This window comes from Collimonas antrihumi, from assembly GCF_018304965.1.
Classification (GTDB): domain Bacteria; phylum Pseudomonadota; class Gammaproteobacteria; order Burkholderiales; family Burkholderiaceae_D; genus Collimonas; species Collimonas antrihumi.
Genome location: NZ_JAGQED010000011.1, coordinates 1 through 13314, shown reverse-complemented (window position 1 = coordinate 13314; position 13314 = coordinate 1). Strand labels below are relative to the sequence as shown.

General features: G+C 55.1%; 13 protein-coding genes. 8 read left to right on the top strand and 5 right to left on the bottom strand.

Features of this window, described 5'->3' with window-relative positions:
• Positions 1-57: 57 nt before the first annotated feature.
• On the top strand, positions 58-2175 hold the full coding sequence (fusA, locus tag KHU29_RS11515; protein WP_211452949.1) for an elongation factor G: 2118 nt from the start codon (positions 58-60) through the stop codon (positions 2173-2175).
• A gap of 41 nt (positions 2176-2216) precedes the next feature.
• Here fusA and ribA read toward each other — a convergent pair whose 3' ends face one another.
• Positions 2217-2891, bottom strand: a complete 675-nt coding sequence (gene ribA, locus KHU29_RS11510) for a GTP cyclohydrolase II (RefSeq protein ID WP_211452948.1) — start codon at positions 2889-2891, stop codon at positions 2217-2219.
• Positions 2892-3161: 270 nt separating this feature from the next.
• On the opposite strand from ribA, the gene KHU29_RS11505 reads away from it, so the two are divergent.
• From KHU29_RS11505 to KHU29_RS11480, 6 genes are all read left to right on the top strand, one after another.
• Positions 3162-3788 (top strand): paraquat-inducible protein A, encoded by a 627-nt coding sequence (locus KHU29_RS11505; protein ID WP_211452947.1) that lies wholly within the window; start codon positions 3162-3164, stop codon positions 3786-3788.
• Complete coding sequence (locus KHU29_RS11500; protein WP_211452946.1) at positions 3785-4522, top strand: paraquat-inducible protein A; 738 nt, start codon at positions 3785-3787, stop codon at positions 4520-4522. Before KHU29_RS11505 ends, KHU29_RS11500 begins: the two co-directional genes overlap by 4 nt.
• Positions 4519-6165 carry a PqiB family protein gene (locus KHU29_RS11495; protein ID WP_211452945.1) on the top strand — a complete coding sequence of 549 codons (1647 nt, stop codon included), beginning with the start codon at positions 4519-4521 and terminating at the stop codon, positions 6163-6165. The genes KHU29_RS11500 and KHU29_RS11495 overlap by 4 nt, the downstream gene beginning before the upstream one ends.
• Positions 6165-6785, top strand: a complete 621-nt coding sequence (locus tag KHU29_RS11490; RefSeq protein ID WP_211452944.1) for a PqiC family protein — start codon at positions 6165-6167, stop codon at positions 6783-6785. Before KHU29_RS11495 ends, KHU29_RS11490 begins: the two co-directional genes overlap by 1 nt.
• A 157-nt stretch (positions 6786-6942) precedes the next feature.
• Entirely contained in the window at positions 6943-7770 is an 828-nt protein-coding gene (locus tag KHU29_RS11485; RefSeq protein ID WP_211452943.1) for a carbon-nitrogen hydrolase family protein, read from the top strand.
• A 72-nt stretch (positions 7771-7842) separates the two neighbouring features.
• Positions 7843-9330, top strand: a complete 1488-nt coding sequence (locus KHU29_RS11480) for a purine-cytosine permease family protein (protein ID WP_211452942.1) — start codon at positions 7843-7845, stop codon at positions 9328-9330.
• Here the strand turns inward: KHU29_RS11480 and KHU29_RS11475 are convergent.
• The 3 genes from KHU29_RS11475 to KHU29_RS11465 form a co-directional block, all read right to left on the bottom strand.
• Complete coding sequence (locus tag KHU29_RS11475) at positions 9315-10049, bottom strand: rRNA pseudouridine synthase (RefSeq protein WP_211452941.1); 735 nt, start codon at positions 10047-10049, stop codon at positions 9315-9317. The genes KHU29_RS11480 and KHU29_RS11475 overlap by 16 nt on opposite strands.
• Positions 10050-10134: 85 nt before the next feature.
• Positions 10135-10359 (bottom strand): hypothetical protein, encoded by a 225-nt coding sequence (locus KHU29_RS11470; RefSeq protein WP_092411871.1) that lies wholly within the window; start codon positions 10357-10359, stop codon positions 10135-10137.
• Positions 10360-10497: 138 nt separating this feature from the next.
• Positions 10498-12045, bottom strand: coding sequence for a CYTH and CHAD domain-containing protein (locus KHU29_RS11465; protein WP_211452940.1), 1548 nt, complete (start codon positions 12043-12045; stop codon positions 10498-10500).
• Between the two features lie 191 nt (positions 12046-12236).
• Here KHU29_RS11465 and KHU29_RS11460 point away from each other — a divergent pair, with 191 nt between their 5' ends.
• Positions 12237-12788, top strand: coding sequence for a GNAT family N-acetyltransferase (locus KHU29_RS11460; RefSeq protein ID WP_211452939.1), 552 nt, complete (start codon positions 12237-12239; stop codon positions 12786-12788).
• A 126-nt stretch (positions 12789-12914) separates the two neighbouring features.
• Here KHU29_RS11460 and KHU29_RS22530 read toward each other — a convergent pair.
• A partial coding sequence (locus KHU29_RS22530; RefSeq protein WP_211452938.1) for a transposase occupies positions 12915-13314 on the bottom strand: 400 nt, incomplete at its 5' end.

Below are 13314 nucleotides of genomic sequence, written 5' to 3'. Positions count from 1 at the left end.
ACGTCACAGCAGCTGCAAAAAAACTGATCATCATAATTTCTCATAGAGGAAATCGTCATGACTCGCAAAACACCTATTGAGCGCTATCGCAATATCGGCATCAGCGCCCATATCGACGCCGGCAAGACCACCACTACCGAGCGCATCCTGTTCTACTCTGGCGTCAGCCACAAGATTGGCGAAGTGCACGACGGCACGGCCACCATGGACTGGATGGAACAGGAGCAGGAGCGCGGCATCACGATCACCTCGGCCGCCACCACCTGCTTCTGGCAAGGCATGGCCGGCAACTATCCGATTCATCGTATCAATATCATCGATACCCCGGGCCACGTCGACTTTACGATTGAAGTCGAACGCTCAATGCGGGTGCTTGACGGCGCCTGCATGGTCTACGATGCTGTCGGCGGGGTCCAGCCGCAATCTGAAACCGTCTGGCGCCAGGCCAACAAGTACACAGTGCCACGGCTGGCATTCGTCAACAAGATGGATCGGGTCGGCGCCGATTTTTTCCGTGTGCACCAGCAAATCCGCGACCGGCTCAAGGGTAATCCGGTGCTGGTGCAGATTCCGGTCGGCGCCGAAGACGATTTCCACGGCGTAGTCGACCTGATCAAGATGAAGGCCATCATGTGGGACGACGCCAGCCAGGGCGTCAAGTTCGAATACATCGAGATTCCGGCTGCATTGCAGGCCAGCGCCCAGGAGTGGCGCGGCCGCATGATAGAAGCGGCCGCCGACGCCAGCGACGCCATGATGAAAAAATACCTGGATGGCGCCGATATCAGCGAAGAAGAAATCAAGGCGGCCCTGCGTCAACGCACCATCGCCGGCGAGATCGTGCCGATGCTGTGCGGTAGCGCCTTCAAGAATCGCGGCGTGCAGGCGTTGCTGGACGCCGTGATCGATTTCTTGCCGGCGCCGACCGATATTCCACCGGTCAAAGGTCATGATCAGGACGACCTGATTGTCGAAAGGCGCGCCAGCGACGATGAAAAATTCTCCGCCCTCACCTTCAAGATCATGACCGATCCGTTTGTCGGCCACCTGAGCTACTTCCGGGTCTATTCCGGCGTGCTGGTTTCCGGTGATACGGTGTTCAACCCGAATAAAGGCAAAAAAGAAAGAATCGGCCGCGTATTGCAAATGCACGCCAACCATCGCACCGAAATCAGCGAAGTGTACGCCGGCGACATCGCCGCTGCGGTCGGCCTCAAGGAAGCCAGCACCGGCGACACCCTGTGCGATCCTGGCAGCATCATTACGCTGGAAAAAATGGTATTCCCGGATACCGTGATCTCGCAAGCGGTGGAGCCCAAGACCAAGGTCGACCAGGAAAAAATGGGCGTTGCGCTTAGCCGCCTGGCCGAGGAAGATCCGTCGTTCCGGGTAAAAACCGATGACGAATCGGGCCAGACCATCATTTCCGGCATGGGCGAGTTGCATCTGGAAGTACTGGTGGAGCGCATGCGGCGCGAATTCGGCGTCGATGCTACGGTCGGCAAGCCGCAGGTTGCCTTCCGTGAAACCATACGCAAGATCTGCGAATCCAGCGAAGGTAAATTCATCAAGCAATCGGGAGGCCGCGGGCAATACGGTCACGTGGTGCTGAAACTGGAGCCGCAGGCGCCGGGCAAAGGCTTCGAATTCATCGACGCCATCAAAGGCGGCACCGTGCCGCGCGAATATATTCCAGCGGTCGAAAAAGGTGTGCGCGAAACCCTGGCTACCGGCGTCCTGGCGGGTTATCCGATGGTCGATGTCAAGGTCACCCTGTTCTTCGGTTCCTCACACGATGTCGATTCCAACGAAAATGCGTATCGGATGGCGGCCTCGATGGCCTTCAAGGATGGCTGCCGCAAAGCCAGCCCGGCCCTGCTGGAACCGATGATGGCGGTGGAAGTCGAGATGCCGGAAGAAAAAATGGGCGATGTCATCGGCGATCTGTCGTCGCGGCGCGGCATGATCCAGAGCATGGATGACATCCCGGGCGGGGTCGGCAAGATTGTGCGGGCGGAAGTGCCGCTGGCCGAAATGTTCGGCTACTCCACCACGCTACGTTCGCTGACCCAGGGACGGGCTACCTATACGATGGAGTTCAAGCATTATGCCGAAGCTCCCGCCAACGTAACCGATGCGGTGGTGAACTCCAAGCATGTAGCGTCTAAACATTGATGCCAAGGCAGCCGTAGGGTGGGCACAAAGATGCGCCCACCCTACAACTCGTTTTCATCCAGATCGTGTTCCAGGCCGTCGACCGGCAGCAGGTGGCCCAGTTTCACGGCCTTGGTGTCGAGGTAACGGGTGTTGAACGGATTGCGGTTGAGAATCAGCGGGATCCGCTCAACCACGGTGACGCCGATTTTTTGCAAAGCTGCCACCTTGCGCGGATTGTTGGTCATCAGGCGCAAGGCCGTGATATCCAGATGTTCAAGCATGGTTTCGCAGATGCTGTAATCACGCAAGTCGGCGGCGAATCCCAATTGCTGGTTGGCTTCCACCGTGTCCGCGCCACCGTCTTGAATATGGTAAGCACGAATCTTGTTGATCAAGCCGATGCCGCGCCCCTCCTGGCGTAAATACAGTATCGCGCCACGCCCCTCCACCGCGATCTTTTGCAAAGCGCCTTCCAGCTGGGCGCCACAATCGCAACGCTGGCTGAACAAGGCGTCGCCGGTCAGGCATTCGGAATGGACGCGCGCCAGCACTGGTTCGCCGTCGTTGACGTCGCCCAAGGTCAGGGCCAGATGTTCTTTGCCGGTGACGTGTTCGATAAATGCGTGCAGCTGGAAGGTTGCCCAAGGCGTCGGCAGCGCGCACGAAGTCACATACTCCAGTTTTTGATCGGCTTCGGCGGCAGGTAAACTGCTTTTATTATTCGTGGTGCTCATTTGATAAATTTTCGGTGAATAAAAGGCATGTAATTACATAAATGACATGCTTGCAACATGCGCTTCAGTCTTGGCATTGTTTAACGCATCGTTTAATTTAACCGTCATTTTACGAGTATTCGAAAAAACACGTGTGCCGCTTCTGCACTTTCTGTACTTCGCCCTAAAATCTGGCCGGGATGAAGCACGATGTAGAAACTATCTGCGAGTTATTGCTAGTTGTGACGCAGATTATTGTTAGAATTCCATCTACTCAATTTTTAAGTGTTTATGCGCGAAGTCCCTGACCTGATTGCCTGCGAAGGATGCGATGCGCTGTATCGCAAGGTGCAGCTACGCCGCGGGGAAATTGCCCACTGCCCGCGTTGCGGCACTGAACTGGAGCGTGATCCCGGCCGGCAGCGCGAGCGGATTTTGCCGCTGACCGTGGCCAGCCTGATCATGTTTGTGCTTGCCAACAGTTTCCCGATCGTCGAAATCGAGCTGCAAGGCTTAAGCAGCCGCACCACCTTATTCGGCGCCGTGATGTCGCTGACTGCCGAGGGCATGTCGCTGGTGGCTTTGCTGGTGCTTGCCACCACCATCCTGTTTCCATTGTTGCAACTGCTATTCCTCTTTTATCTGCTGGTATCGTTGGCAAAGCAGCGCCGCCCCGCCGGCTTTAGCTGGCTGGTACGCGCCATGCAAAACCTGCGGCCCTGGGGCATGGTTGAAGTGTTCCTGCTGGGTGTGCTGGTGGCGATAGTCAAGCTTTCGAACATGGCGACGGTGATCCCCGGCGTTGCGCTATGGGCGTTCGGGGCACTGACGGTATTGCTGACCGCGGTGATTTCCTTCAATCCCCGGTATTTCTGGCAAATGGCTTATTCGGAGCAAAACCAGGAAGGCTCCACATGAACGCCGACACCACCGTCCCGGTTTCCCTACCAGCCGAAGACGAAAACTTGGCGGCACCGACTGCTGCAGGCCTCGGCATGATGTCCTGTCATCATTGCGGCACGGTCTGGCGGGAAGTCAGCATGCACGAACATGGTGAACATTGCGAACGCTGCGGTAGCGCGCTGCATCAGCGCAAACCGGATAGCATCCGGCGCAGCTGGGCTTTCCTGATCGCTGCCTGCATCATGTACATCCCCGCCAACCTGATGCCGGTGATGATCACCAAGACGTTGCTTGGCGTGCAGGAAGATACGATCATGAGCGGCGTCATTTATTTCTGGGTCTCCGGCGCCTGGGAATTGGCTGCGATCATTTTCATTGCCAGCTTCCTGGTGCCGCTGTTTAAACTGGCTTCATTGATTTTGTTGACGCTGACCGCGCAAAAGCGCAGTCGCTGGCGCCGCCTGGAGCGCGCAAAATTGTATCGGCTGGTGGAAATCATCGGCCGCTGGTCGATGCTGGACGTATTCGTGGTATCGCTGCTAGCCGGGCTGGTGCAGATTGAAGGATTCGCCCGGATTACCGCCGGTTTCGGCGTACTGGCGTTTGCTTCGGTGGTGGTATTGACGATGCTGGCCGCGCTCAGCTTCGATCCGCGCCTGAGCTGGGACGGGAGCGACGATGCGATTGATAAGAATCAGATTGCAAAGCAAATTGCGAATCAGAACAATAGAAACGAAAGTACAAGATGAGTGATGAAAACGTTCCGCCTAGCGCTCCGCCTCCTGCTATACCACCCTTACCCGAGCCCAGGCTAAGCCGGAAACGCGACTGGCTGCCTTCGCTGATCTGGCTGATCCCGATAGTCGCCGCGGTGGTCGGCTTGACGCTGGTGGTCAAGTTACTGGTCGAACGCGGGCCAGCCATCACCATCACTTTCCGCACGGCGGAAGGTTTGGAAGCCGGAAAAACCAAGGTCAAATACAAGGATGTCGATATCGGCCTGGTGCAGACCATCACCTTGAGCAAAGATCGTTCGCATGTCCTGGCTAACGTGCAACTGTCGAAAGAAGCCGAAAGCTTCACCGCCGCCGACACGCGCTTTTGGGTAGTCCGGCCGCGGGTGGCGGCTTCCGGCGTTTCAGGCCTGGGGACGTTGCTCTCGGGCGCGTATATCGGCGCCGACGCCGGTACTTCCAAGGATAAAAAGGACGAGTTTACCGGGTTGGAAGTACAGCCGATTGTCAAGATCGACGCTTCAGGCAAACAATACATGCTGCACGCTACCGACATCGGCTCGCTGGATATCGGCTCGCCGGTTTATTTCCGCCGGATCAAGGTCGGCCAGCTGGCCGCTTTCGACCTCGACGCAGACGGCAAAGGTGTCACGCTGCGTATTTTCATCGATGCGCCTTACGACAAATTCATTGGCGTCAACACCCGCTTCTGGCATGCCAGCGGTTTCGACATGCAGATCAATGCCAGCGGCTTCAAGCTGCGTACGCAATCGCTGGCAACCGTGGTGCTGGGCGGCATAGCGTTCCAGTCACCGGATAACGAACTGGGCATGACTGCCAAGGAGAACACCACTTTCAACCTGGCCGCAGACGAAGAAACCGCCTTGAAGGAACCGGATGGCCCGTCGGAAACCGTGGTGATGTATTTCAACCAGTCCTTGCGCGGCTTAACGCCTGGAACTACCGTCGACTTCCGCGGCGTGGTCTTGGGCGAGGTCAAATCGATAGGCATAGAATACGACGCCAAACGCCGTGAATTCAGCATGCCGGTGGCGGTGCAGATTTATCCGGAACGGCTGGGGCGCAAGTATGCCGAAGACGAGAAGCACTCGAGCTATACCGCCAAACAGCGTCTGCAATACATGGTCAGCCGCGGCTTGCGGGCGCAACTGCGGACCGGCAACCTGTTGACCGGCCAGTTGTATATCGCGCTCGACTTTTTCCCGAAAGCGCCGCCGGTAGCCATCGATACCTCGAATGCGATAATCGAGTTACCGACCATCCCGAACAGCCTGGATGAAATCCAGTCGCAGATCGCCGAAATCGCCAAGAAGCTGAGCAAAGTGCCATTCGACCAGATCGCCGCCGATTTGCAGAAAACGCTGGGCACCTTGAATCGCACCTTGCTCAATGCCGAACAATTGACCAAGAGCCTGAATAACGATGTCGCGCCGGAAATCACGGCAGCAATGAAAGACGTGCGCACCACGCTGGACAACGCCAACCGCACCCTGTCCGACAACGCGCCGTTACAGCAAGACATCCGCCAGACCTTGCAGGAACTGACGCGCTCGGCAGCATCGGTGCGGGTTTTGACCGATTACCTGGAACGCCATCCGGAAGCACTGATCCGCGGCAAGCAAGAGGGAAATAAATAATGACATCGATCCTATCGACGCGCTTCAGCGCTATCGCCATCGCACTGCTGCTGGCCGGCTGCGCTTCCCCGCCGACGCGCTTTTATACGCTTTCCGCGCCCTTGGCCGCACCTGCGCCCGCGATCCAGAGCGCGCGACTATTCATCGACGTCGCGCCGGTCACCTTGCCGGAACGCCTGGCGCGGCCGCAACTGGTGGTCAGAAGCGCCGGCAGCGCTTCCAGCACCCGGGTTGACATCCTGGAGCAGGAGCGCTGGTCCGCACCGTTCAACAGTGAATTACGGGATGCATTGGCTAGCAGCATTGCCAATCGACTGGGCGCGATCGACGTCAGCCGCAGCGGTCGGCCGACAGATCAGCCGGTCTATCGGATTGCTGTGGAGTTGCGTGAATTTGACGCAGTGCCGGGGGAAAAAGTGCAAGCCACCTACGGCTGGACCATCAGCCGTTCCGACAACAGCCGCAGTAGTGCTTGCCAGTTAAGTGTGACCGAAGCGGTGGCCTCGGGGATTGATGCCTTGGTGCTCGGCGTGCAGCGCACGGTGGCCGATGCGGCCGACGGGATTGCAGCTAATGTCGTGGCGTTCAAGGCGAATACGGCATCAAGCTGCAAAAGCTGACTCGAATTATGAGTTTCGGCTTACAGAAAGTGCCACGCACAAAGTGGCTCCATCAAAAAAATAAAATTGGCACTATATTATAGTGCCGCAATACCCGTAATATTGATTATTAGTCATCATATTAGTTTCACACCATATCAATACTTGCGGAATTGCAATGAAAATCGAAATGGCTCAAGTAGCGATTGTGGACGGTGAGCTCGCCATCAATTTAGCGACTGTGCTGGAAAAAATATCGCAACGCCATGCCGGCACACAGCTCATGGTTTTTCCTGAAACCGTTTTCAGTGGATTTCCGCGCGCAGATAATGTGGCCGCGTTGGCGCAAGCCGTCAGCGGCGAAATGATCGTTCAAGTTCGCGCAGCAGCGCGGCAACATGAAGTAGCGGTTGTACTTGGTTTTGCCGAAGCAAGCGACGATCAATTTTTCAATGCGAGTGTATTGATCGACGCTGCAGGTGAAATTGTCTTACATCATCGCAAAGTACATTTGTGGTCGTCCGATATCGGTATTTTCAGTCCCGGCGATCGTTTCACAACTGCGCAGTGGAACGGTCGCCAGATCGGACTATTAATCTGTTTCGATATCGAATTTCCTGAGTCGGCACGCGCACTCGCAAGTTTGGGCGCGGAACTGATTATCGTCAGCGATGGCCTGATTCATCCCCATGGCGTGGTGCATCAACGCGCACTGGCCGCACGTTCCATGGAAAATCAAGTGTTCTCCGTTCTTGTAAATCGCTGCGGACCAGGTGCCGGCGGAGAATCGTTTGCCGGTGGCAGCATGGTGATCAATCCCTATGGCGACGTCCTTTTGCAAGCAGATGACGGTGTTTCCACCTTGACGGCGCAATTGGATTTCTCTGCGGTGCAAGAGAGCCGGAAAGAATATTGTTATCTCGAGCAACGCCAGGTGACGCTGGCGATGGAAGAGGTAGACACCATCAATCAGCACACACGGACACAGCGCATAAAAAAAACATAAAGACGCACAGCATTACCAAGTGCTATCACGTGCAGCCACCTGCGATCAAATTAAAATAAATCAGGAGAAGACATGACTGTAAATACCCAGGCCATTGACGTGAGTGGCACATCACGCCACACCACTATTGAAGCACATTCGATAGATTACATTCCCGAAGGTGAACGCACATCCAAGGTGCGGGATCAGGGTCCATTCTGGTTTCTGGGTAACTTTCATTTTTTCACGGTATCCATCGGCTTTATCGGCCCGGCAATGGGATTGCCAGCTGGATGGAGTGCACTTGCAGGCGGATTGGGAATTCTGTTTGGCACCCTGTTCATGGCATTTCACGGTTCGCAGGGGCCGCAACTTGGCTTGCCGCAAATGATTCAGTCACGTGCGCAATTTGGCTATCGCGGAGTGGTGCTGGCTTTGATAGGGACTTTGCTGGTGTTCGTCGGCTTCAACGTAGTCAATGCTGCGTTGCTGGGTAGTGGTTTGCAGAGTTTGTTTGGCTGGAAAAGTAGCGTGGTCGCCATTGTTGCGACCGTAATTGCAGCTGTGTTGGCGATTTATGGGCATGACTTGTTGCACAAGGTGTTCAAGTACTCATTCATGATCAGCGTACCGGTGTATGTCGTGCTGACACTGGCTGCGTTGCTGGGATTTGCAAATAACTCTGATGCCCTCATAACGCCCGCTGCAAGCACCGCGACTTTTGGCTGGGTCGCGTTCCTGACGCAATTTGCCGCGGGTGCCAGTTACAATATTTCGTACGCCCCGTATGTCTCCGATTACTCGCGCTATCTACCGCGTAAAACACGTTCATCGGCTTTAATTACAGCAATTGCCGGCGGCGCCTCATTTTCCGGTATTTGGATGATTGCTTTGGGCGCTTGGCTGGCAACCCGTCTGGGCGGCACGGACGCGTTGGTTGCGTTGTATCAGGCTGGCACTAACGTCTTGCCCGGTTTTGGTTATTTGGTGGTAATTGCCTCAGTGATTTCGCTGGTTTCCGTGATGGGATTGAATGCCTACAGCGGCGTGTTGACCGTGCTGACGGGCGTTGATTCGATCCGCAAGATTCACCCGACACCTCGCACCCGAATGATCACTACGGTCGTGGTTGCCGCTGCCTGGCTGGCATTCACGCTGGCGCTAAGCGGCGAGGCGCTGCACTTGCTTGAAGGATTCCTGGCAATCATGCTGTACTTTTTGGTGCCTTGGACCGCTGTCAATCTGGTCGACTATTTCTTCGTGCGCCGCGGTCATTATGCAATTACGCATTTCTTCACACCCGATGGCATTTATGGGGCATGGGGATGGCGCGGAATAAGCGCCTACCTGATCGGCTTTGTCGCAATGATTCCTTTTATTATTGCAGGAGACTTTTATCAAGGACCAATTGCCAAAGCCATAGGTGGGATTGACATAGGTTGGCTGATTGGCTTGATCGTCTCTGGCAGCGCTTATTATTTATTCGCACGCTCACTTGATTTAAAAGCGGAGCAGCCATTTATTGCGCAGAGTGAAAAGGATTTAAATCGTAGTCAAAATCGTACTCAGAACCGCTCGTAACCCAGCAGATAACGCCATTCACCGACCGCCAGGCCAGCCATCGGCAGGCGGCCGATGCGGATGCGTTTGCTGGCGACCACTTGTAGCCCGACCTGATCGCACATATGCACGATCAGGCCGCGCGGCGGCGCCTTGAGGGCGAAACGCAAACGCTTTTCGTTTTGCCAGCTGACCTTGATCGGCGGCAGCGGCTTGCGGTTGAAACTCAGGCCGTGATTCAGTAATTTGAGACCGTCAGGAATGATATCGCCGGCCACTTCGACAATGAATTCATGTTCGATCTTGGCGGCATCGTCAACCAGTTTGCGGGTGATCCGCCAATCCTGAGTAAAAACCAGTAAACCGCTAGCCTGTGTTTCCAACGGTTCGATCAGGTTCAGATTGCTCAGGTGGCGTTTCAGAAAACGTAATTCGGCGCGGTCGTCGGCAGCGCGCTTGTCTGGCACAATCAATTGTGACGCCAACTCGCTCAGCGCCGGGCCTGCAAACAGATCGAGACCGGCCGGTTTATGAAACAGGATGGTCACCGGATCTTGCGGCTCCAATGTGGCGCCCGCCATCAATTCGACCTGTTGCTGCGACCCGATGCGCACCCCTGGCTCCTCCACCACTTTGCCATCGACCTTGACCCATCCGCCCTCGATGTATTGTTCGGCTTCGCTGCGGGAGCAGGAAACCAGGTTGGCGAGATGTTTTGCAAGGCGGATGGATTCGGTCATGTATGTGATCTGGAAGCGGAAAAATTGCGGACGGCCATTGTAACCGTCTTGAGCCTGGCTTATTTGTCAAATTTATTTGTCAAACTTATTTGCGATACAGTTCAGGCCGCGACTTGTTGCGCTGTTCGTAAATCGTCTTGGCGTCTTCGCGCGCGCGCTCCAGCGTACGCATGGCGGGATCGTCGTCATGCAAGGTAAAAAAATCTGCAGCTTGCGCCCGCATCACGTATTTGATCGCGGCTTCATCTTTCAGGTCGTATAACTCGACCATCAAGGTGGTGACTTCGTCCAGGTATTCTTCGTAGGTCATGATTTCACTCCGGTGTCTTAGAACGCATCTCATGGATATGGGTGAAATGAGTTCTAGCCCCGCTCACCTTCATCCACGGTGTTACAGGAAGAGCTTGGCGAGCGTATTTTGCACCAAATAGGCCTTGGGACCAAGCAATCAGCGCGAATGGGTCTTCATCGGCGGCTTCAATGCGACGAATCTTTGCCATAAGCGGGCAGTTTCAGATTTATTGCCTTTTTGATCACATCCCAACAGATTGCGAGCCAGGATGCAGGACTCGGCCAGTTCGGGATGCAAATCTGCAATCTGCTGCAGCAGCCGGTCGGCCACGCTGCGATCATTGGCGGCACCTAAATCATCTTGCAGATCACCTAGTGCGCCGACATAAGCATGACTGCGTTTAGGCGCCAGATATGCTTCAAAAAATTCCGTGGCATAACGCATTTTCTTGGCGGCGATCCTTATCCGATGACGCCTGGCGGCATCATGCTGTTTGATCCGCCTGCCGCGCTTCAATAATTTTTCCTGCAAACCTGTCAGTTTCTTGAATGCGAATTTCTTCAAAGGCGACGACAGCACAGTCAGTTGTTCTGCGCTCAACTGCTCGCGCCACCGCCGTCCCTCGATCCAGCTTCCAAGCATCAATAGTAAACGCGTATAGGCGCGAGAGTTGACTGCAGTTGCTGCGGCATGGCGATACCTGCCTGCCTCGCTGAAGGTAAGCTGCTGCAAATTTTCCAGCTGCGCCTGGTCCGAACAATGCCTTACCGCATCGGCCAGCGTGGCGATTGCCAGCACTTCCCAATCACGTGCCGGTCCCAGCTTGGCTCCCAGCCAGTCAAGCTGACTCGATATTTCTGGCGGAACCGGAATGATTTTTTTAAACAGGTTGAGCACAGCGCGCAAGCGCCGCAAGCCGACACGCATCTGATGCAGGTTTTCCGGATCGACGCCATGCACAAGCCCATCTTCATTGCCTTGCATGTGTGTCAGGCAGTTGCCGAGCAAGATCTGGAATCCCTGTTCCAACGTCAGCTCGGACGCCAATTTGACAGGTTGCGCTTTCACAGTGGCTGGCGGCTGCGGTGAATGCAGGGCATAGCCGCGCTCGGCCTTGCTGGCATTGGCGGCGCGCAGTGGCACGGTATGTTGCAGTGCCAACGCTAACTCAAACAGGCTCGCCGCAGCGCCGGATTTGAGCTCCAGTTCGATTTCGCTGATCGGCACGCTGCTGTCGCCATGGCGGATTTCGCCCTGATCCAGGGCCAGCTCGACCTCATCCCCTGCCTGCGAGCGCAGTAGCCAGATGGTGCGCCGGAATTGCGTAGTAAATATCGGTTGCAAACGGCTTGCGAGACCTGGGGCGGACAGCAGTTCAGCCACCGGCGTGCCGGACTCCAGCAGTCTCTGCAAGGCGGGCAAATCAGGCGCCGCGCTGCGGATATCCGACTCCCATTCCGGCCGCTGATGCAAGCCCGCAGCAGCCTGGCCGCCGCTCTTGCAAGTCTGGACCCAGCGTGTCCCTACTTTGCGCACCCGCAACGCAGTGTGATTCTTTTGCAGATACAGATCGGGCGTATCAAAGTAAATGCTGGTTAGCTGCCGCGATTGCGGTTTGCCGGTCGCATAGTGTTTTAACAAAGGATGACGCTTGAAGCCGCTGACATCAGCAGGTGCCAGCAATAGTTTTAGTTCGATTTCCATGGCTTAAGCATACTTCTAAGCGATGTATTCGATCAATTATTGTTTTATTGCTCCGAGACAAGTGGTATCAAGCAATATCGGCCGCATTTTTAAAGTTGCTCCACCTGTTTGCCTAAAATTGAGCAATTTGCGCACAGGAGTGTCATACAATATTAACTTGCAAACAACACGGCACCGATAAGGAAAACACCATGGAAATTCGACGGGCAATCCCGGAAGACTACGAACAAATCATCGCGTTGCAATTGGAAAACACGCCAGACAAGCTAAGTGAAGAAGACAAGCTGCAAGGTTTTATCGTCTCCAGCATGAACACGCAGCAGGTGGCCGCCATCAATCAGGCCCTGGGGATTCTGGTGGCGATGGACGGCGAACGACTTGCCGGTTTCCTGTGCATGGCGCCAAGTGATACGCCACCACCGCGCCATCCGGTAGTTGACGCCATGCTCAAGACATTCCCCGAACAGCAGTTCGGCGGCAAAACACTGCAAGAGCAACGCGTTTTTGTTTATGGTCCGGTGTGTGTCGGCAAAGCGTGGCGAGGCCACGGTATTGCAAAAAAACTGTTTGTGGCCGTAAAAGAATATACCCGTGCGAACTACGATGTCGGCGCAGCGTTTATCAATGACCTTAATCCCCACTCGCTGGCGGTTCACGTCCAAGGCTTGAAAATGACAGCCTTGACTCCGTTCAACCTCGATCAAAACAGATATCAGCTTGTGGTATTTTCTACTGCCGAATAGTGCCCGTCAGATTTTAATGCCGTTAAGTTAAGCCACGAACGGTATTCTTTAGATGGACCAATGCGGTCACTCCGTCATCCCCGCGAACGCGCACTGCTGTCCGGAATAATTTTATTGACATTGTCATCAGAATAGTCCTGGCTGGAGTTGTGCTATTTGACTAGCTTCGCGTCTTCGTCGTCGATAGCTTGAATCCTCGGTCGCAGGCCGCTGAAACAGTGTTGCGCGGACAAGACATAAGCATTCCCAAAGGCTCCGTTTTAAACTGTTGCGTTGTTTGTAGAGCGCCACCAACAGGTAGCTGATCAAGGCCGTGAGCAACTGGATGCGTACGGCGTTCTCACTGCGGCCAAGGAACTGTTTTATTTTCAAATGTTGTTTGACCCATTTGAAGAACAGCTCAATGCCCCACCGTTCCTTGTAGCGCTGGGCGATGTCCAGTGCAGAACTGGTCAGGTCGTTAGTGGCCAGCACAAGCGGAGTAGATTTGTTATTGCGAACGATAGTGATACAGCGCAGTGGCTTG

What these genes read in the sequence shown, in the direction of transcription:
- fusA (WP_211452949.1), top strand. Translation starts at nt 58, where the DNA reads ATGACTCGCAAAACACCTATTGAGCGCTATCGCAATATCGGCATCAGC.
- ribA (WP_211452948.1), bottom strand. Translation starts at nt 2,891, where the DNA reads ATGAGCACCACGAATAATAAAAGCAGTTTACCTGCCGCCGAAGCCGAT.
- KHU29_RS11505 (WP_211452947.1), top strand. Translation starts at nt 3,162, where the DNA reads ATGCGCGAAGTCCCTGACCTGATTGCCTGCGAAGGATGCGATGCGCTG.
- KHU29_RS11500 (WP_211452946.1), top strand. Translation starts at nt 3,785, where the DNA reads ATGAACGCCGACACCACCGTCCCGGTTTCCCTACCAGCCGAAGACGAA.
- KHU29_RS11495 (WP_211452945.1), top strand. Translation starts at nt 4,519, where the DNA reads ATGAGTGATGAAAACGTTCCGCCTAGCGCTCCGCCTCCTGCTATACCA.
- KHU29_RS11490 (WP_211452944.1), top strand. Translation starts at nt 6,165, where the DNA reads ATGACATCGATCCTATCGACGCGCTTCAGCGCTATCGCCATCGCACTG.
- KHU29_RS11485 (WP_211452943.1), top strand. Translation starts at nt 6,943, where the DNA reads ATGAAAATCGAAATGGCTCAAGTAGCGATTGTGGACGGTGAGCTCGCC.
- KHU29_RS11480 (WP_211452942.1), top strand. Translation starts at nt 7,843, where the DNA reads ATGACTGTAAATACCCAGGCCATTGACGTGAGTGGCACATCACGCCAC.
- KHU29_RS11475 (WP_211452941.1), bottom strand. Translation starts at nt 10,049, where the DNA reads ATGACCGAATCCATCCGCCTTGCAAAACATCTCGCCAACCTGGTTTCC.
- KHU29_RS11470 (WP_092411871.1), bottom strand. Translation starts at nt 10,359, where the DNA reads ATGACCTACGAAGAATACCTGGACGAAGTCACCACCTTGATGGTCGAG.
- KHU29_RS11465 (WP_211452940.1), bottom strand. Translation starts at nt 12,045, where the DNA reads ATGGAAATCGAACTAAAACTATTGCTGGCACCTGCTGATGTCAGCGGC.
- KHU29_RS11460 (WP_211452939.1), top strand. Translation starts at nt 12,237, where the DNA reads ATGGAAATTCGACGGGCAATCCCGGAAGACTACGAACAAATCATCGCG.